This window comes from Mesorhizobium sp. M8A.F.Ca.ET.161.01.1.1 (assembly GCF_004792105.1).
In the GTDB taxonomy this organism is placed as follows: domain Bacteria; phylum Pseudomonadota; class Alphaproteobacteria; order Rhizobiales; family Rhizobiaceae; genus Mesorhizobium.
The window spans coordinates 475,244-493,298 of record NZ_SRTD01000002.1 but is presented as its reverse complement, the minus strand read 5'-3'; the positions used below and the strand labels follow the sequence as shown (position 1 = coordinate 493,298).

The window sequence follows — 18,055 nt, the reverse complement described above, 5'->3', positions numbered from 1 at the left end:
AGCCACCCGATACGTGCAGAGGTTCGCACCAACTATTGCCGAAGCAGCCATGCCAGACGGTCTAGCGAGAACGCGTAGCTGATGACGATCAGCACGGCCATGATGATGCCCGTGGCGGCATGGCCTGCCAGATGGAAACCCGCCGCGCCGCCGAACAGGACGACGAATTCCAGCGCCAGTCTGACAGCGCCCGGCACAGGCACCGGTGCCCGGCCTGAACGGCTCGGATCATTGAGGACCGCGAAGGTACCCCATGCCGCGGCTGCGGCGAGCGGCAAGGCAATGGCGAGGACCCAACGCCACGCTCCGTCCGAGAGACTCCAGCCTGCCATGCCGAGGCCAAGCAAAGCGGCAAGCTCCAGCAGGAAGCGCAATGTGAGATTCCACCAGGCGTTGCCCATCATCATCCTCCGAATCCCCGGCAGGGAGAAGTGTGACTGAAGGCAATCAACAGAGCCAGGCGGGATACCTCTTTTTCAGCGCGGCGCAAAACGGCAAGCGCCGTCGCAAACAGCGCAAGGATAGCAGCGCCGTTTCGCTAGTGATACACCTCGCGCGCCGGGGCTTGATGATGAACGCCCGGCTGCCATTTGCGAGGCTTGGACCGTGAAGAAATACTCTGTATTCGCCATCGCCCGCGAGGCCATGCGCGGCCACAAGGGCTGGGAGGAACAATGGTCCTCGCCTGAGCCTAAAAAGGAATACGACGTCATCATCGTCGGCGCCGGCGGCCATGGCCTGGCCACCGCCTATTATCTTGCCACGGTGCATGGCATCACCAATGTCGCGGTGCTGGAAAAGGGTTGGCTGGGCGGCGGCAACACCGGGCGCAACACCACCATCATCCGTTCCAACTATCTCTATGACGAGAGCGCCGGCATTTACGACCATGCGCTGAAGCTGTGGGACGGGCTCTCCCAGGAGCTCAACTACAACGTCATGTATTCGGCGCGCGGCGTCATGATGCTGGCGCACAATGTGCACGACATTCAGGTGCTGAAGCGCCATGTCCACGCCAACCGGCTGAACGGCATCGACAATGAATGGCTGACACCGGAGCAGGCCAAGGAATTCTGCCCGCCGCTCAACACCTCCAGGGACGCCCGCTATCCCGTCGTCGGGGCCGCCTTGCAGCGCCGCGGCGGCACGGCGCGCCACGATGCGGTCGCGTGGGGCTATGCGCGCGGCGCTTCGGCGCGCGGCGTCCATATCATCCAGAACTGCGAGGTCACCGGCGTCAAGCGGGCCGCCAATGGCGCGGTCATGGGCGTCGATACGACGCGTGGCTTCATCGGCGCCAAGAAAGTCGGCGTGGTCGCCGCCGGCCATTCCTCCGTCATCATGAACATGGCTGGCGTGCGCATGCCGCTGGAAAGCTATCCGCTGCAGGCGCTGGTATCGGAGCCGATCAAGCCGGTCGTGCCTTGCGTGGTGATGTCGAACACGGTGCACGCCTATATCTCGCAGTCCGACAAGGGAGAACTGGTGATCGGCGCCGGCACCGACCAGTATGTCTCCTATTCGCAGACCGGCGGGCTTCACATTCTCCAGCACACGCTCGACGCCATCTGCGAGATGTTCCCGATCTTCACGCGCATGAAGATGCTGCGCTCGTGGGGCGGCATCGTCGACGTCACGCCCGACCGCTCGCCGATCCTGGCCAAGACGCCGGTGCCGGGCCTCTATGTCAATTGCGGCTGGGGCACGGGCGGCTTCAAGGCGACGCCGGGCTCGGGCCATGTCTTTGCCCACACCATCGCCAAGGACGATCCGCATCCGATCAATGCGCCCTTCACCATCGAACGCTTCCGCACCGGCCGCCTCATCGACGAGGCGGCGGCGGCGGCGGTGGCGCACTGATGATGGCGCAGATGGCTGTCGCTATGCCGCTGATGCTGGCGGGGGAACAAGGTATGTTCCATTTTCCGACGGTGGCGGAGGTGCGGCTGCAGCCGATTGCGCGCGCCGGCAACGAAGCCGGATGGCCGTTTTCGGTCGATGAGGGGACGCTCACCTGCGTCTGGAGTGGCGGCCAGAAAGTGGTGATGTTCTTCGAAGGCCGGCCGCCCGAGCTGGATGAGGACGAGGACTTCACGCCGCGTGGCGTGATCGTCACCACCGACCCCCTGCAATTGACGCTCGGCAACATGGCCAACCGCGACCTGTTTCGTGCCGCGGCAAGCGTCGAGGAGCGGCTGCGGCTCGTCGCCCCGTTCATGGCCATGGGCCAAAAGCTTTGCGATCAACCCGCCGGCGCGCGCGTCGGCCACGGCGAATTGTAGGATCAAACACGATGCTTCTCATCCGCTGCCCCTATTGCGAGGAAGAGCGCCCGGAGCTCGAATTCCGCAACGCCGGCGAGGCGCATATAGCGCGCTCGGCCAACATATCAGGCGAGAGTGATGACGACTTCGAGAAGTTCTTCTTCATCCGGTCGAACCCAAAGGGCATCATCTATGAGCGCTGGCGGCACATGCACGGCTGCGCGCGCTTCTTCAACGCGGTGCGTGACACCGTCACCGACAAGTTCGTCATGACCTACAAGGCCGGCGAGCCCAAGCCTTCCAAGCTGCCGGGAGTTGCGAAATGAGCGGCGCGTTGCGCATTTCCGGCGCCGGGCGCCTCAGCCAGGCCAAGACCGCCCGCTTCAGCTTCGACGGCCAGTCCTACACCGGCATCGAGGGCGACACGCTGGCCTCGGCGTTGCTGGCCAACGGCGTGCATCTGGTCGGCCGTTCGTTCAAGTATCACCGCCCGCGCGGCATCCTGTCGGCCGGCGCGGAAGAGCCCAACGCGCTGGTGCAGATCGTGCGTGATGACGCGCGCAAGACACCTAACGTGCGCGCCACCGTGCAGGAGCTCTATGACGGGCTCGCCGCCAATTCGCAAAACCGCTGGCCGTCGCTGTCCTTCGATGTCGGCGCCGTCAACGACCTGGCATCGCCGCTGTTTTCGGCCGGCTTCTACTACAAGACCTTCATGTGGCCGAAGGCCGCCTGGAAGAGCCTTTACGAGCCGAAGATCCGCGAAGCCGCCGGCCTTGGCGTTTCGCCCGACAAGCCCGATCCCGACCATTATTCCTCGCGCTACGCGCATTGTGACGTGCTGGTGCTGGGCGGCGGTGCGGCCGGTATCGCGGCGGCACTTGCCGCGGCAGAGACCGGCGCGCGCGTCATCCTCGCCGACGAACAGGCCGAATTCGGCGGCAGCCTGCGCTTCGAGAGCGGCGCCAAGATCGACGGCCAGGACGGCTTTGCCTGGGCGCAAGCGGCGATCGCCAGGCTGAGGGCCATGGACAATGTCCGCGTGCTGCCGCGCACGACGGCGTTCGGCTATTACGCGCAGAATTTCGTCGGCCTGGTCGAGCGCGTCAGCGATCATTTGAAGGCCCCCGGCCACGACCTGCCGCGCGAGCGGCTCTGGCAGGTCCGCGCCAAGCGCGTGGTGCTGGCCTCCGGCGCCATCGAGCGCCACATGGTGTTTGCCAACAACGACCGGCCCGGCATCATGCTGGCGGGCGCGGCGCGCACCTTCCTAAACCACTACGGTGTCGCGGTAGGACGGAATGTCGGCGTCTACACCGCCAATGATTCGGCCTATGCGGCCGCGATCGACCTGAAGAAGGCCGGCGTCAACGTGGCGGCGATCGTCGATTTGCGCGACAACCCGACGGGCCCGGTGATCGACGAGGCGAGGGCGCTCGGCATCGAGATTAATTTCGGTCGCGCGGTGATCCGCGCCGGCGGCAAGTTGCGCGTGTCGTCGATGACGGTGCAGCCGAAGAATGGCGGCGGCGAACGCACTGTTCCCGTCGATGCGATCCTGATGTCGGCGGGCTGGACGCCGTCTGTGCATCTGTTCTCGCAGTCGCGCGGCAAGGTCGCCTTCAATGACGAGACCAAGCGCTTCGTGCCGGGCACTTACGCGCAGGACTGCATTTCGGTCGGCGCCTGCAACGGCACCGACGGGCTGTCGGCAACGGTCGACGAGGCCTATGCGGCTGGCGCCAAGGCGGCCAAGGATGCCGGCGCCAAGACAGCCAAGGGCACCAAGCCGAAGGTGGATGCCTCGGAGAGCTGGTCGCGCGGCATGCTGGGTGCGGCACCCGGCGCCGGGCCGGACACGACGGTCAAGGCCTTCGTCGATTTCCAGAACGACGTCACCGCCAAGGACATCCGCCAGGCGGTGCATGAGGGCATGCGCTCGATCGAGCACGTCAAGCGCTTCACCACCAACGGCATGGCGACCGACCAGGGCAAGACTTCCAACATGCACGGCCTGGCGATCGCCGCCGAGACGCTGGGCAAGCCAATCCCCGAGGTTGGGCTGACCACGTTCCGCGCGCCCTACACACCTGTCACCTTCGGCGCGATCGTCAGCCATGCGCGCGGCCCGCTGTTCGACCCGACCCGCAAGACCGCGATCCATCCCTGGGCCGAGGCGCAAGGCGCGGTGTTCGAGGATGTCGGCCAGTGGAAGCGCGCCTGGTACTTCCCGAAAGCCGGCGAGGACATGCATGCGGCGGTCGACCGCGAATGCGTCGCCGTCCGCAACCAGGCCGGGCTGTTCGATGCATCGACGCTCGGCAAGATCGAAGTGGTCGGCCCGGATGCGGCCAAGTTCATGGAACTGCTCTACACCAACCCGTGGGAGAAGCTGGAGCCAGGCCGCTGCCGCTATGGCATCATGCTGCGCGAGGACGGCTTCATCTATGATGACGGTGTCGTCGGCCGGCTGGCGCCGGACCGCTTCCATGTGACGACGACGACCGGCGGCGCGCCGCGTGTCATGAACCACATGGAAGATTACCTCCAGACCGAGTTCCCGCATCTCAATGTCTGGCTGACCTCGATCACCGAACAGTGGGCGGTGATTGCGGTGCAAGGGCCGAAGTCGCGCGACATCATCGCGCCTTTGGTCGAAGGCATCGACATGTCTGACGAGGCGCTGCCGCATATGTCGGTGCGCGAAGGCAAGATCTGCGGCGTGCCGACACGGCTGTTCCGCATGTCGTTCACCGGCGAGCGCGGTTTCGAGGTCAACGTGCCGGCCGACTATGGCCAGGCGGTCTGGGAAGCGTTGTGGGCCGAGGGCCAGAAGCATGACGCCACCTCTTACGGCACTGAGGCGATGCATGTGCTGCGCGCCGAGAAGGGCTACATCATCGTCGGCCAGGATACGGACGGCACGGTCACGCCAAACGATGCCGGTCTCGACTGGGCGGTCGGCAAGAAGAAGGTCGACTTCGTCGGCATCAGGGGCATGGCGCGGCCGGATCTGGTGGCCAAGGGCCGCAAGCAACTGGTCGGCCTCAAGACCAAGGACCCCAAGGTGGTGCTGGAAGAGGGTGCCCAGATCGTCGAGGACCCGAAGCAGGCGATTCCGATGAAGATGATCGGCCACGTCACCTCGAGCTATTGGTCGCAGAATTGCGGCCGTTCCATCGCACTGGCGCTGGTCGCCGGCGGACGTGACCGGATGGGCGATACGCTCTACGTGCCGATGCCGAACGGGGTGATCGAAGTGGAGGTTACCGGGATGGTGTTCTTTGACGAGACGGGAGGGCGCCTCAATGGCTAAGGCTGCTGCAAGGACGGCCGCGACGGCTTCGCCCTCGGCAGAGCGGCGTCCGGCGTTGGCCGGGCGCACCGTCTCCGCAACAGGTGCCAAGGTCGAAGTGCTGCCACCGGCCGAGCGCATTTCGCTGCGTGCGCCGGAGGCTTCGGTCGCCGCCCTGTCGAAGGCGCTCGGCGTGACCTTGCCGAAGCAGCCGAAAACCTCGGCGTCGAAAGGCGGGCGTACGGCGCTGTGGCTTGGGCCGGACGAGTGGCTTGTCATCGACGAGGCCGGCAAGGACCCGCTCGCCGATTGCGCGGAGGTTTCCGCCTTGCACTCGTCGGTCGGTATCTCGCATCGCAACATCGCGATATCCGTCACCGGTCCGGCGGCGGAAGCCGCGATCAATTCGGGCTGCCCGCAGGATCTGTCGCTCGAGGCCTTCCCGGTGGGCGCCGCTTCGCGCACCATCCTGGGCAAGGCCGAGATCGTGCTGTTGCGCACGGCCGAGGACGCCTTCAGGGTCGAGTGCTGGCGTTCCTTCTCGGACTATGTCTTTACTTTCCTGTCCGAGGGAGCCCGCGACGCCGCCGGCTGACCTCGGAACGTTTGCCGCCCACGTCCGTTGTGCGGCGACAAGTCGAGGGAGAAATGCCGATGCCGTCGAAGTCCGCGCCGAAATCTCCGAAAACCGCGGCGGTCCGTTCGCTCGAACATGAGCGGCATCAAGAGGCCGACACCGAAGAGGAACTCGAGGAAGGCCTCGAGGATACGTTCCCTGCCAGCGATCCGGTGTCCATCACCAGTTCGGCGATCCCCGGTGCACCCGCCAAGCCCGGCAAGGCCAAGACGGTGGCCGGACGCAAGACCCGCAAGCCCTGATTTAGCAGATTCCGGTTGAAGGCATCTTCCCAACACCTCCGAAGATGCGATATTCAAAGCGCTTTGGAGAGGAAAAAATGCCTGTTAAAGCCACAGTGTGGGGCGAAAACGTCCATGAACAGAGCAATGCCGCCGTGCGCGACCTCTATCCGCTGGGCATGCACGGCACGATCGCCGCGGCGCTGAACCAGGACAAGGGCATCGAGGCGACCACCGCGACCTTGCAGGAGCCTGAGCACGGCCTGAGCGAGCAGCGGCTGGCCGCCACCGATGTGCTGCTGTGGTGGGGGCATGCGGCGCATGGCGAGGTCAGAGACGAGATCGTCGAGCGCGTCCAGAAGCGGGTCTGGGAAGGCATGGGGCTGATCGTGCTTCATTCGGGCCACTACTCGAAGATTTTCAAGCGGCTGATGGGCACGCCCTGTTCGCTGAAATGGCGCGAGGCGGGCGAGCGCGAGCGGGTCTGGGTGATCAATCGCGGCCATCCGATCGCGCAAGGCATCGGCGAATGCCTTGAGATCGGCGAGACGGAAATGTATGGCGAGCCGTTCGCGGTGCCCGAGCCGCTGGAGACGGTGTTCATCTCCTGGTACGAGGGCGGCGAGGTGTTTCGCTCCGGCCTGACCTATCAGCGCGGCGCCGGAAAGATCTTCTACTTCTCGCCGGGCCACGAGACCTATCCGATCTATCACAATGAAGGCGTTCAGCAGGTGCTGCGCAACGCGGTGCATTGGGCACACAATCCGGCCCCGGCTTGGGCCGGCATCACCAACGCGCCGAATGTGCCGACGGACAAGGCCAAGGAGAAGATCGTCCAGAAAGGCCTGCGCCTGCATGCCGACGGTGACAAGGGGTTGAGCTGATGCACCGCCTGCTTCTGCTCGGCACCGGCTGGATCGCCGCACACCATATCGAGGAGTTCGCTCAGGTCCCGGGCTGCACCATCGTCGCTTGCGTCGATCGTCTGCCGGGCCGCGCGGCAGCGTTCGCCGCCGCCAACAAAATAGGCACTTTCTTCGAGAGCCTCGAAGCGGCGATCGCCTGGGGCGAGTTCGATGCCGCCATCAACGCGACGCCGGACCAGGTTCACAAGGCGACGACACTGGCCCTGCTGGCCGCCGGGAAACATGTCTTCTGCGAAAAACCGCTGGCGCCGAACCATGCCGATGCGCTTGCGATGAGCGAAGCCGCCGAGGCGGCCGGGCTCGTCAACATGGTCAACCTGACCTATCGCAACACGCCGGTGATCCAGGAGGCGCGGCGCATGGTGCGGGCCGGTGAGATCGGCGAGCTGCGCCACGTCGAGGCCAGCTACAGGCAAAGCTGGCTGGTCAGCAAGTTCTGGGGCGACTGGCGGGTCGACGACAAATGGCTGTGGCGCCTGTCGAGCCGGCACGGTTCGACAGGCGTGCTGGGCGATGTCGGCATCCATATCCTCGACTTCGCGACCTATGGGGCGGCCGAGGATATCGTCTCCCTGCATGCCGATCTGGTGACGTTTCCGAAGGCCGAGGGCGACCGCGTCGGCGACTATGTGCTCGACGTCAATGACAGCTTGGCGATAACGGCGCGGCTCAGCTCAGGCGCGCTGGCCACGATCATGGCCAGCCGCTACACGACAGGCCATGGCAATGATTTGTCGCTGGCCCTGCACGGCACCAAGGGCGCGATCAAGGTCGAGACCGACGGCAAGGTTTCGCGGCTGTCCGCTTGCCTGGGTGATGACGTCGATCTGCACCGTTGGCGGACGTTGACGCCGCCTGACGTCAAGCACAATGCCCAGCGCTTCGCCGATGCGCTGGACACGGGACGGAACGGTGATCCGTCTTTCCGGCGCGCCGCCGAGATGCAGAAGCTGATCGATGCGGCCTTCGAAAGTTCAGCGACCAAGCTGCCGGTCTCGATCGCCTGAATCACCGTCTGGCCGGCTGAGCCGGCCAGAACCGACTTTCCGAAATCTTGGTAGGCCGAAATCTCAGTAGGCGCTCGGCATGATCCACGGGTTCACCGTGATCCCGAGCCGCGGGCCCTTGCCGCTGGTCGTGGCTTGCGTGGAAGCTTTCTTGTCGACCGAACCGGTCGAAGCGCAATCGAGCTTCACATTGGTCTTGGTGTCGACGCAGGTCGCCGCAGTCGGGTGCTTGACCGGCTGGCTGGTGCCGGCGGCGAAAGCCGAACCCGAAAGTGCCAGCACGGCGGCGAGGGTGAGGAGTGTCTTTTTCATGGTCAGTCTCCGTGTTCGACGGGCGAATTGTTTCGTACATGTACGTTACTTCGTACAAATACGTCCGTCGATCGCGAAGTTCAAGGGAGAATCGTACACGTACGGTAGTTTTTTGTTAACCAAGAAATTCGACGCCGATTTGGGTGCCAGGTCGGCGTGGAAATCTGCGAAACCGAAAGGGCGGGCGCTCAGCAGTTGACCGGTTTTTCGGTCAACGGCGGCACGTCTTGCGTGCTGAGCGTGGCAAGGGTGAAGTCGCACATCCGCTTCACGAAAGCCTGCGCGTCGCCGAAGGGATAGAAGGGGAAAGTGATCAACAGCGAGATCGTGCCATGGCCTACCGCCCACAGCATGGTGGCAATGGCGCGCGGATCGCCGTGCAATTTGCCGGCGGCGACACAGGCTTCGACCCTGCTTATCAGCACCTTCATCGCCGGATTGCCTTCCTCCATGTCCTCGTAGCTCCTGCCATCCGGCAGCTTGGTCTTCTCGGTCATGAAGACGGTGCGGTACTCATTGGGATTGCCGAGCCCGAAGGCAGCGTATTCGGTCATCACCGCCTGCAAGGCCTCGATCGGATCGTCGGACGGGTGCTCCTCGATGCGCCGGGCGAGCGTTTCGAACGCGTCCTCGGCCAGCGCGAAGAGGATGTCCTGCTTGTCGGCGAAGTAGGAATAGACAGACATCGGCGCATAGCCGACCCGCTTGGCCAGCTTGCGGATGGTCAAGCCTTCATAGCCTTCTTCCTGGACGAGCTTGTGTGCCGCCTCGACAAGCTCCGAGCGCAGTTCGGCCTTTTGTTTCTCGCGGCGCTTCTGGACGCTCAGCGGCAAGTCTGTTGCCCTTGTCTGGTTGGTGCCTGGCTAAATTATATACGCTGTACGGAAACGAACAAGGGCGCCACGGGTTCCCAAGCGGCAGGCGTCATGCCGGTCATGAGGGAGTGGCCGGGTCGGCGGCACCCGTGATCAGCACCGTTCCTCCTTCGAAGCGGCCCATCCCGTCTCCCTCTTACGCCTGCTTGTCGATCAGTTTGGCGGCGAGATGCGAGAGCAATTTCACCGCCTCGCCGTAGGTTCTGGCCTTCTCCGGATTGGAAGCATTGCCGTCGAGCGCGCGCTTGTAGACACCCTGGCAGATTGCCGCCAGCCGGAAGAAAGAGAAGGCGAGGAAGAACGTCCAGTTGCCGATGCCGGTCAGCCCACGCCGCCGGCAATAGGCGGCAACATAGTCCTTCTCGGAGGGCAGGCCGAGTGCCGAGCGATCGATGCCGCCCAGGCCGCGAAAACCCGAGGCATGCGGCAGGCGCCATTGCATGCATTGATAGGCGATGTCGGCGAAGGGGTGGCCTGACGTCGACAGTTCCCAGTCGAGTACCGCCAGCACCTTAGGCTGGTCCGGCGCGAAGATCAGATTGTCCAGCCGGTAATCGCCATGCACCAGCGCAGCCCTGGCATCATCGGCTGGCATATGGGTTTCCAGCCATTCGATCAGCCGGTCCATGTCGCCGATCGCGCTGGTTTCCGAGGCGCGGTACTGGCTGGTCCAGCGTGCCAGTTGGCGCTCGAAGTAATTGCCGGGGCGGCCGAAATCGCCGAGGCCCACGGCCTCGGCGTCGACGTCGTGCAGGGCGGCAAGCGTGGCGTTCATGGCATCGTAGATCGCGGCGCGCTCATCGTTGCCGCGGGCCTCGGGCAGCGCCGGATCCCAGAAGATGCGGCCGTCGAGGAAATCCATGACGTAGAACATGCGGCCGATCGGCGAGTCCTCGGCCGACAGATGCAGCATTTCGGGCACCGGCACGGCGGTGTCCGAAAGCGCCTTCATCACCCGGAATTCGCGGTCGACCTGGTGCGCCGATTTCAAGAGTTGGCCTGGCGGCTTGGCGCGCAGCACGTAACGGCCGCTTTCAGCCGTCAGGAGGTAGGTCGGGTTGGACTGGCCGGATTTGAATTTTTCGATTGCCGCGAGCCCGGAAAAGCCCGGGATGTGCGCCTCGAGGTAAGGCGCGAGGGCCGCCTGGTCGAGCGCGTTCGGTTCGTTCATGCCGTCTCGGGCTGGCGTTCAATCAAGGTCAGCGTCAGCCAGCGGGCGGTCAGCGCCGGTTTCTTCGAACCTTCGATCTCGATGGTCACGTCGTGCGCCGTCTGCACCCAGCCCGACGGCCTGACCTTGACGTCGGCCAGCACGAAACGGGTGCGGATGCGCGCGCCGGTCTTCACCGGCGCCAGGAAGCGTAGCGAATCGAAGCCATGGTTGACGCCCATCTTGCCGTTTTCCAGCGGCGGCATGGTCTCGAAGGTCATGGCCGACAGCAGCGACAGCGACAGGAAGCCATGCGCGATGGTGCCGCCGAACGGCGTTTCGCGCTTGGCCCGCTCCGGATCGCAGTGGATGAACTGATGGTCGTCGGTGGCGTCGGCGAACTGGTCGATCATGCGCTGCGTGACCACCCGCCAGGGTGAAACGCCGACCTCCTTGCCGACACTGGCCAGAAGCACATCGAGACTGATCGGTTCCACGCTCATGTCCTCCAGTTCACCTCCGGCTTCTGCGGCCGGAAAATGTCATTCCTTGAACAAGGTCAACCCATGCTGCACCGACTGCCCGCCGTCGATCGTCAGAATGGCGCCAGTGACATAGCTGCCTGCACGACTGCACAAATAGAGCGTTGCGCCGGCAATGTCATCCGGTGTGCCGATGCGGCCGATCGGGACATGGCTGCCGACATGCCTTGCCTGTTCGTCCGTGCCGGTGGCGAAGGCCGTCATGCGGCTCTGGAAGGGGCCTGGTGCGAAGGCGTTGACGGTGATGCGGCGGCCGGCGAATTCGAGCGCCAGCGTGCGCGTCAAATGGTGAACCGCAGCCTTGGAGGCGGTGTAGGAATAGGCGTCGTCGGCCAGCGGCTGCGTGCCCATCACCGAGCCCAGATTGATCACCCTGGCCGGATCGGCGTCGCTGGCAGCAGCATCGAGCAGCGGCAGCAATTCGCGGGTCAGATGGAAGACGGCGGTGACATTGACGCCGAACACCTTGGCCCAGGCGTGGTAGGGAAAGCTTTCCAGCGGCGCGCCCCAGGACACGCCGGCATTGTTGATCAGGATATGCAGTTCTTTGGTCCGCGCCCTGACCTCGCCGACCAGGGCGGCAATGCCAGCCTCGCTGGAAACGTCGCCGGCAAAGCCTTCCGCCCGGCCCGGGGCGCCAAGTCCGTTCAATTCGCCGGCGACCTTGATGCAGTCCTCGCCCTTGCGCGAGGCGATCATCACGCTGGCGCCGGCCTTGACCAGCGCGGTTGCCGCCATGCGGCCGATGCCGGTCGCCGCTCCCGTTACCAGCGCGGTCTTGCCGGCAACCGAAAACAGGTCGTCCAGGTAGCTCATCCAAATTCTCCGCGCCGTTGCCCCGCCCGCGGGCAAAACAGTTCGCGTTGACAAGGCTATCCGAAATACGGTCATCCTTGCCACGGATAAAATGCCTGGCGTGCATGAAGGGTTAGCGACCGATGACGCAGATGAATCTCGGCATGACCGAGCGGCTGAAGCCGATCCACGCACGCGTCGCGGCCATGGTGCGCGACGAGATCATGCCGCTTGACAAGGAGTTCCTCGGCGAAGTCGGCAAGGCCGGCGACCGCTGGGTCTACAGCAAGCGCCAGAGCGAGATTCTCGAAGGGCTGAAGAAGACCGCCCGGGAACGCGGCCTGTGGAACTTCTGGCTGACCGGTTCAGAACGCGGCCGCGGCCTGTCCACCGTCGAATACGCCTATCTGGCCGAGGAGATGGGCAAGGCACATCTCGGCGCCGAAACCTTCAACTGCTCCGCGCCCGACACCGGCAATATGGAGGTTCTGGAACGCTACGGTTCGGCCGAGCACAAGCGGGAATGGCTCGAGCCGCTGCTGGACGGAAAAATCCGCTCGGCCTATCTGATGACGGAGCCGGATGTCGCCTCCTCCGACGCCACCAACATTTCCATGCGCTGCGAGCGGCAGGGCGGTGACTATGTGCTCAACGGCGAGAAATGGTGGGCGTCGGGCGCCGGCGATCCGCGCTGCGCCATCTATATCGTCATGGTGCGGACCGGCGGCGATGAAGAGCCGCAGCATCGCCGCCATTCGATGATCCTGGTACCCTCGGCCACGAAAGGCGTGACCAAGGTCCGCGCCATGCAGGTCTATGGCGACGATGACGCGCCGCACGGCCACATGCATCTTCGCTTCGACAATGTGCGGGTATCGGCGTCGAACCTGATCCTCGGGGAGGGCAGGGGTTTCGAGATCGCGCAAGGCCGGCTCGGGCCGGGCCGGATCCATCATTGCATGCGCGCCATCGGCCAGGCCGAGATGGCGCTGGAAATGCTGTGCCAGCGTTCCGTGCGCCGCGAGGCCTTCGGCCAGAAGCTGGCGAAACTCGGCGCCAATTTCGACATCATCGCCGAATGCCGGATGGAGATCGAAATGGCCCGGCTGCTCTGCCTCAAGGCGGCGTGGATGATCGACCAGGGCGACGCGCGGGCCGCGGCCCCCTGGATCAGCCAGATCAAGGTCATCGCGCCACGCGTGGCGCTCAAGGTCACCGACGAGGCGGTGCAGATGTTCGGCGCAAAAGGCATCAGCCAGGACACGCCGCTCGCGCGCTCGTGGACGCATCTGAGGACGCTGCGCCTCGCCGACGGGCCTGACGCAGTCCATCGCCGCCAGGTGGCGCGGACGGAGCTGAAGAAATACACGCAGGAGAAGGTCTGAGCGGCAGTTAGGCTGGCCACATACGGTTCTTCCCGCGGCAACCAAGGAGTGTCACTGATGACAATCCCCTCCGAAATGAAGGCGCTGCTCCTGGTGGGCGACGGTTATACCAGGACACCGAGCGGCAGTGCGCTCGAGGCGATGGAGCCGTATCTCGAGCCCGGAAGCATCGCCGTGCCGGCGCCCAGACCGAGCCAGGTGCTGATCAAGGTCAGTCTGGCTTCGATCAATCCATCGGATGTCGCCTTCATCAAGGGCCAGTACGGGCAGCCGCGCGCCAAGGGCCAGCCGGCGGGCTTCGAAGGTGTCGGCACAGTCGTCGCGGGCGGGGAGGAGCCCTATCCCAGGAGCCTCATCGGCAAGCGGGTCGCCTTCGCCACCGGTCTCAGCAATTGGGGCTCGTGGGCTGAATATGCGGTCGCCGAGGCGGCGGCCTGCATTCCGCTCCTCGATACGGTGCGCGACGAGGATGGCGCCGCGATGATCGTCAATCCGCTGACCGCGATCGCCATGTTCGACATCGTCAAACAGGAAGGCGAGAAGGCCTTCATCATGACCGCAGGCGCCAGCCAGCTCTGCAAGCTGATCATCGGCCTGGCCAGGGAGGAGGGGTTCCGGCCTGTTGTCACCGTGCGCCGCGACGAGCAGATCGCGCTGCTGAAAGAGCTTGGCGCGGCGCGTGTCCTCAACGAAAAGGCGCCGGATTTCGAGACCACCCTGCGCGAGGTGATGAAGGCCGAACAGCCGCGCATCTTCCTCGATGCGGTCACCGGGCCGCTGGCTTCGGCGATCTTCAATGCGATGCCTAAACGGGCGCGCTGGATCATCTACGGCCGGCTCGATCCCGAGGCCACGGTCATCCGCGAGCCCGGCCAGTTGATCTTCCAGCACAAGCACATCGAGGGCTTCTGGCTGAGCGAATGGATGCGTCAGTTCCGCGATCGCCGTGGTCCGGCGATTCTCGAGGCGCAGAAGCGGTTTTCCGATGGACGCTGGTCGACCGACGTGACGGCGGTCATTCCGCTGGCCGAGACAATGGCGCGCTTGCCGGCGGAACTGGCCAAGCCCAACGGCAAGGTTTTCATCCGGCCTTGAAACGGTGACCTTGCTCTCGATGGTCGACACATTCACGTGTCCGGCTGCCATCGGACCGGCCGGATCGCCGCTTGCGCCATCGACCCCCCTATGCCGCGCCGCTTTGTCCGTGATATGCCGCCGCCATCGAATGCCGGGACGACGCCAGGCTGAGGCGTCTCCCCCAATGGCGTGCGGGGTGTATTGATGACGATTTCCAAGCCGGTTTTCGACCGTTTGGGGCTGAGCCTGTGGGTCGGGGCATTCCTGGTCGTCCTCGGGATGGTGCTATGGTCGCCCTACACGCGCACGGTGATGCAGGCCTACGGATTTGGCAGCGAGGCGTTCCTCAGCGGCCAGCCACTGTACAATCTCCAGTCCGAGATGGGCTATCTCTACGCGCCGGCCTTTGCCGCGCTCTATGTTCCGGTGCTGAAGCTCGGTCCGCATCTGGGCGGACTGGTGTGGCACGTGCTGGGGTTTGCGGTGCTCACCTTCGCCGCGATGCGCCAGGTGCGCAAGCTCGGTGGCGGGGAATTGACGTGGCTGCTTTCCTTCGGGCTCTTCCTTGCCTTGCCGATGGCGCTGGGTGCGATCCGCAACGGCCAGGCGACGATCCTCCTGACCGGCGCCTGCTGGCTCCTGACCCTGTCGGCGCTCGAAGGGCGGCGCGCCGAGACCTTCTTCTGGGCATCGGTCGCCATCATTGCCAAACCGACCGCGATCATCATGCTTTTGTTGGTGGGAGCCCTGCGCCTGCGGCTGATACCCGTGCTCGTGCTGGCGGTGCTGTTCGTGCTCGCCATTCCATATGCTTTCGCACCTGCCGGCTACCTCAACGAGCAGTACGGTGATTTCGCCAGCATGCTGACCTCCATGGCGGTCGACAAGTCCGGCCATTTTGTGCCCACCGACTTCACGGCGCCTTTCACGTCGGCAGGCCTACCCATGCCTGAATTCGCCGCCACGATCGTGCGTGTCGTCGTGGCATTGCTTACGCTATCGACCGTTCTCTGGTTCGACCGCAAGCTCCAGCCTGGAATGGCGGGACTGGCCATCTTCCTGACGGCCGCCTTCTACATGTGCGTCTTCAATCCGCGCGTCGAGCCAAATACCTACGCCATGATCGCGGTGCCTGCCGGCCTCGCTATCGCCACACTGTGGCGGGACGAGCGTGGCGGCGTCCTGGCTTCGGTGCTGTCGATGGTATTGTTCGTCACAGGTTTGACGGGCGTCGAGCGCCACATGCATGATTTCTTCTTCCCCTGGTTCCGGCCGCTCGCGGTCACCTTCATCGTCTGTCCGCTGATCTGGTGGTTCCGGGCCAAGGCGAGCGAAAAGATGGCGAATGTCGGACCCGTCGCACATGGCTGAGTTGCGTCAGAAACTCGATATCGTGGCGCCCTTCTTCAACGAGGCGCAATCGGCGTCGGCCTTTGCCGCGCTGCTCGACAGGCTCGAGGAAGCGGTATCAAGCCGTTTCGGCATGGCCGTCCACAAGATCCTGGTCGACGACGGCAGTCGCGACGATGGCGCCGAACGGTTTTCGCTGGCGCTGTCGGGCTCCTGGGAGATCGTTCGCCTCAGCCGCAATTTCGGCAAGGAGGTCGCGGTGCTCGCCGGCCTCGACCAGTCGCGCGGCGACATGGTGCTGATCATGGATTCGGACCTGCAGCATTCCATGGACATCAGCCTGCAGATGATTGCCGAGTTGGTGAAGCATCCCGATATCGACGTCGTCTACGCCCAGAACGACCGGCGCGAGGCCAGCTGGCGGCGCAGCCAGCTGGCGAAGCTGTTCTATAGCCTGATCAACAGCAGCCAGCGTTTCGATATCCCCGAGAACGCGGGAGATTTTCGCGTCATGCGCGGTACCGTCGCGCGCGCGCTGACCAGCCTGCGCGACAAGCGGCGCTTCAACAAGGGCCTGTTCGCCTGGGCAGGCTTCCGCCAGAAAGCCATACCCTATTCGCCGGAAAACCGGGCTGTCGGCACGTCGAAATGGAGCCGGCTCAACCTGATCGCCTTTTCGCTGGAAGGCTTTACGTCGTTTTCCGTCATCCCGCTGCGCATCATCAGCCTGAGCGGCATGCTGGCGGCGCTGGCGGGCATCGTTTACGGCGCCAAGGTGTTCTTCGAAGTGATGTTCTACGGCATCGCCGTGCCTGGCTATCCCAGCCTGATGGTCGCCGTCGTCCTGCTGGGTGGCCTCAACCTGACCTTGCTTGGTTTGATCGGCGAATATGTCTGGGTCACGCTGTCGGAGAGCAAGGACCGGCCGGTCTACATCGTGCGCGATGTCGTGCGCAGCGACGTCTCGGACAGGCCGCCAGGCGCGTCCGGCATATGACGCGGCGCATTCGCCTGATCGCCGACGACTACGGCCTGGCGCCAGGGGTTTGCGCCGGAATTCTAGACCTGCTCGACCGGCGACGGCTGACCGGCACCAGCTGCATGACCGGTTTTCCGGAATGGGCCGGGGCGGCGGCGCGTATCAGGCCGTTGTGCGGCCATGCGGCGATCGGGCTGCACCTGACACTTACGGATCAGCCGGCCGTCACAGGCAAGTCGAGCCTGGCGCCCGAGGGCCGGCTGCCGCCGCTTCGTTCGCTCGCCCTGCCGGTCCTGCGCGGCCGGATCGACAAGCGCGATGTCCATGCCGAACTCGACGCGCAGTACAGTCGGTTCGTCGAGGCGCTCGGCCGCAAGCCCGACTTCATCGACGGTCATCAGCACGTGCATTTCCTGCCCGTCGTGCGCGGATGGCTGCGGGCGTATTTTCCCGACGCCGCCGGCAGGCCGGTGCTGCGCGGCGCTCCGGCGCTTGGCGATGCCGCCGTCGCTTCGAAGATCGCGGCAATCGCTGCCGTGGCCGCCGGCTTCAATCAATCGATGCAGCGCGCCGGCTTTGCCGTTTGGAAGCCGCTCGCCGGCATCTACGACTGGCGGCAACCCGAAAAATTTGCGCCATTGCTGAAGGCCGCGGTCGAAGCGTTGCCGGACCGTGGGCTGTTCATGTGCCACCCCGGCCATGTCGACGAAACACTGCGCGCGCGCGACCCGATGCAAGGCGTGCGCGAAGTGGAATTCGGGGTGCTGGCCTCGGATGCGTTCGGCGCGAGCCTGGCCCGCGCCGGTGTCGAGATCATGGACGGCAAGGGATGAGCGGAGCCGATCGACCCCAGCGTTCAACCGGCAGCAAGATCGCCCGTTTTGCGCTTGTCGGACTGGTGAACACGGCCATCGACCTTGCCGGCTTTTCCCTGCTGCTCAAGCTGCACGTCCCACCGCTTGCCGCCAACGTCCTCTCGTGGTCGATCGCCGTCATCTTCTCTTTCGTGGCCAATGGCTTCTGGTCGTTCGAGCGCAATCACGCCATCCGGCTGCATGACGCCTTCCTGCGGTTTGTCACGGCCGGGGCGTTGATTTCGCTCGGCGTCTCCAGCCTGTCGATCGCACTCTTCGCCGGCATCACCGGCGTGTGGCCGGCAAAGATCGGCGGGGTCATCGTGGCGGCTGTGCTGAACTTCCTTGCCGCGCGCTGGTCGATCGAAGGCCGGCTGCTGAAATAG

The 18,055-nt window shown here is 64.5% G+C and carries 20 protein-coding genes; 14 read left to right on the top strand and 6 right to left on the bottom strand.

Going from position 1 to position 18,055, the window contains the following annotated elements; all coding sequences use genetic code 11:
• Positions 1-32: 32 nt before the first annotated feature.
• Positions 33-407 carry a DUF2568 domain-containing protein gene (locus EN804_RS07395; RefSeq protein ID WP_245464231.1) on the bottom strand — a complete coding sequence of 125 codons (375 nt, stop codon included), beginning with the start codon at positions 405-407 and terminating at the stop codon, positions 33-35.
• Between the two features lie 199 nt (positions 408-606).
• Between EN804_RS07395 and EN804_RS07390 the strand changes: the two genes are divergently transcribed.
• The 8 genes from EN804_RS07390 to EN804_RS07355 all read left to right on the top strand — a co-directional run bounded on the left by EN804_RS07390 (position 607) and on the right by EN804_RS07355 (position 8,350).
• Positions 607-1,860: a sarcosine oxidase subunit beta gene (locus EN804_RS07390; protein WP_135881368.1), complete on the top strand. Its 1,254-nt coding sequence runs from the start codon at positions 607-609 to the stop codon at positions 1,858-1,860.
• Positions 1,860-2,282, top strand: a complete 423-nt coding sequence (locus EN804_RS07385; protein WP_127279075.1) for a hypothetical protein — start codon at positions 1,860-1,862, stop codon at positions 2,280-2,282. Before EN804_RS07390 ends, EN804_RS07385 begins: the two co-directional genes overlap by 1 nt.
• An 11-nt stretch (positions 2,283-2,293) precedes the next feature.
• Positions 2,294-2,590, top strand: coding sequence for a sarcosine oxidase subunit delta (locus tag EN804_RS07380; RefSeq protein WP_015315781.1), 297 nt, complete (start codon positions 2,294-2,296; stop codon positions 2,588-2,590).
• The gene (locus EN804_RS07375; protein WP_135919020.1) at positions 2,587-5,580 is read left to right on the top strand and encodes a sarcosine oxidase subunit alpha; all 2,994 of its coding nucleotides are present in this window, start codon (positions 2,587-2,589) and stop codon (positions 5,578-5,580) included. Before EN804_RS07380 ends, EN804_RS07375 begins: the two co-directional genes overlap by 4 nt.
• Positions 5,573-6,154, top strand: coding sequence for a sarcosine oxidase subunit gamma (locus EN804_RS07370; protein ID WP_135919019.1), 582 nt, complete (start codon positions 5,573-5,575; stop codon positions 6,152-6,154). The genes EN804_RS07375 and EN804_RS07370 overlap by 8 nt, the downstream gene beginning before the upstream one ends.
• Positions 6,155-6,213: 59 nt before the next feature.
• On the top strand, positions 6,214-6,438 hold the full coding sequence (locus EN804_RS07365; RefSeq protein WP_127279071.1) for a hypothetical protein: 225 nt from the start codon (positions 6,214-6,216) through the stop codon (positions 6,436-6,438).
• A 77-nt stretch (positions 6,439-6,515) separates the two neighbouring features.
• A complete protein-coding gene (locus EN804_RS07360) occupies positions 6,516-7,301 on the top strand; it encodes a ThuA domain-containing protein (protein ID WP_135919018.1) in 786 nt (261 codons plus the stop codon).
• Positions 7,301-8,350: a Gfo/Idh/MocA family oxidoreductase gene (locus tag EN804_RS07355; protein WP_135919017.1), complete on the top strand. Its 1,050-nt coding sequence runs from the start codon at positions 7,301-7,303 to the stop codon at positions 8,348-8,350. Before EN804_RS07360 ends, EN804_RS07355 begins: the two co-directional genes overlap by 1 nt.
• A 63-nt stretch (positions 8,351-8,413) precedes the next feature.
• On the opposite strand, the gene EN804_RS07350 is transcribed toward EN804_RS07355, so the two are convergent.
• From EN804_RS07350 to EN804_RS07330, 5 genes are all read right to left on the bottom strand, one after another.
• The gene (locus EN804_RS07350) at positions 8,414-8,662 is read right to left on the bottom strand and encodes a DUF680 domain-containing protein (RefSeq protein ID WP_135919016.1); all 249 of its coding nucleotides are present in this window, start codon (positions 8,660-8,662) and stop codon (positions 8,414-8,416) included.
• 188 nt (positions 8,663-8,850) lie between these two features.
• Positions 8,851-9,495, bottom strand: a complete 645-nt coding sequence (locus EN804_RS07345; RefSeq protein ID WP_135919015.1) for a TetR/AcrR family transcriptional regulator — start codon at positions 9,493-9,495, stop codon at positions 8,851-8,853.
• A 178-nt stretch (positions 9,496-9,673) separates the two neighbouring features.
• The gene (locus EN804_RS07340) at positions 9,674-10,708 is read right to left on the bottom strand and encodes a phosphotransferase (RefSeq protein WP_135919014.1); all 1,035 of its coding nucleotides are present in this window, start codon (positions 10,706-10,708) and stop codon (positions 9,674-9,676) included.
• Positions 10,705-11,190: a MaoC family dehydratase gene (locus tag EN804_RS07335; RefSeq protein WP_019861112.1), complete on the bottom strand. Its 486-nt coding sequence runs from the start codon at positions 11,188-11,190 to the stop codon at positions 10,705-10,707. Before EN804_RS07335 ends, EN804_RS07340 begins: the two co-directional genes overlap by 4 nt.
• Positions 11,191-11,229: 39 nt before the next feature.
• Positions 11,230-12,045 (bottom strand): SDR family oxidoreductase, encoded by an 816-nt coding sequence (locus tag EN804_RS07330; protein WP_135919013.1) that lies wholly within the window; start codon positions 12,043-12,045, stop codon positions 11,230-11,232.
• Between the two features lie 122 nt (positions 12,046-12,167).
• On the opposite strand from EN804_RS07330, the gene EN804_RS07325 reads away from it, so the two are divergent.
• The 6 genes from EN804_RS07325 to EN804_RS07300 all read left to right on the top strand — a co-directional run bounded on the left by EN804_RS07325 (position 12,168) and on the right by EN804_RS07300 (position 18,055).
• The gene (locus EN804_RS07325) at positions 12,168-13,409 is read left to right on the top strand and encodes an acyl-CoA dehydrogenase family protein (protein WP_135919012.1); all 1,242 of its coding nucleotides are present in this window, start codon (positions 12,168-12,170) and stop codon (positions 13,407-13,409) included.
• Positions 13,410-13,466: 57 nt separating this feature from the next.
• Entirely contained in the window at positions 13,467-14,504 is a 1,038-nt protein-coding gene (locus EN804_RS07320) for a zinc-binding dehydrogenase (protein ID WP_127869935.1), read from the top strand.
• A 186-nt stretch (positions 14,505-14,690) separates the two neighbouring features.
• Positions 14,691-15,857, top strand: coding sequence for a glycosyltransferase 87 family protein (locus tag EN804_RS07315; RefSeq protein WP_135919011.1), 1,167 nt, complete (start codon positions 14,691-14,693; stop codon positions 15,855-15,857).
• Positions 15,850-16,833 carry a glycosyltransferase family 2 protein gene (locus tag EN804_RS07310; RefSeq protein ID WP_127279544.1) on the top strand — a complete coding sequence of 328 codons (984 nt, stop codon included), beginning with the start codon at positions 15,850-15,852 and terminating at the stop codon, positions 16,831-16,833. The genes EN804_RS07315 and EN804_RS07310 overlap by 8 nt, the downstream gene beginning before the upstream one ends.
• Complete coding sequence (locus EN804_RS07305; RefSeq protein WP_135919010.1) at positions 16,830-17,648, top strand: ChbG/HpnK family deacetylase; 819 nt, start codon at positions 16,830-16,832, stop codon at positions 17,646-17,648. The genes EN804_RS07310 and EN804_RS07305 overlap by 4 nt, the downstream gene beginning before the upstream one ends.
• Positions 17,645-18,055, top strand: a complete 411-nt coding sequence (locus EN804_RS07300) for a GtrA family protein (RefSeq protein ID WP_127869933.1) — start codon at positions 17,645-17,647, stop codon at positions 18,053-18,055. The genes EN804_RS07305 and EN804_RS07300 overlap by 4 nt, the downstream gene beginning before the upstream one ends.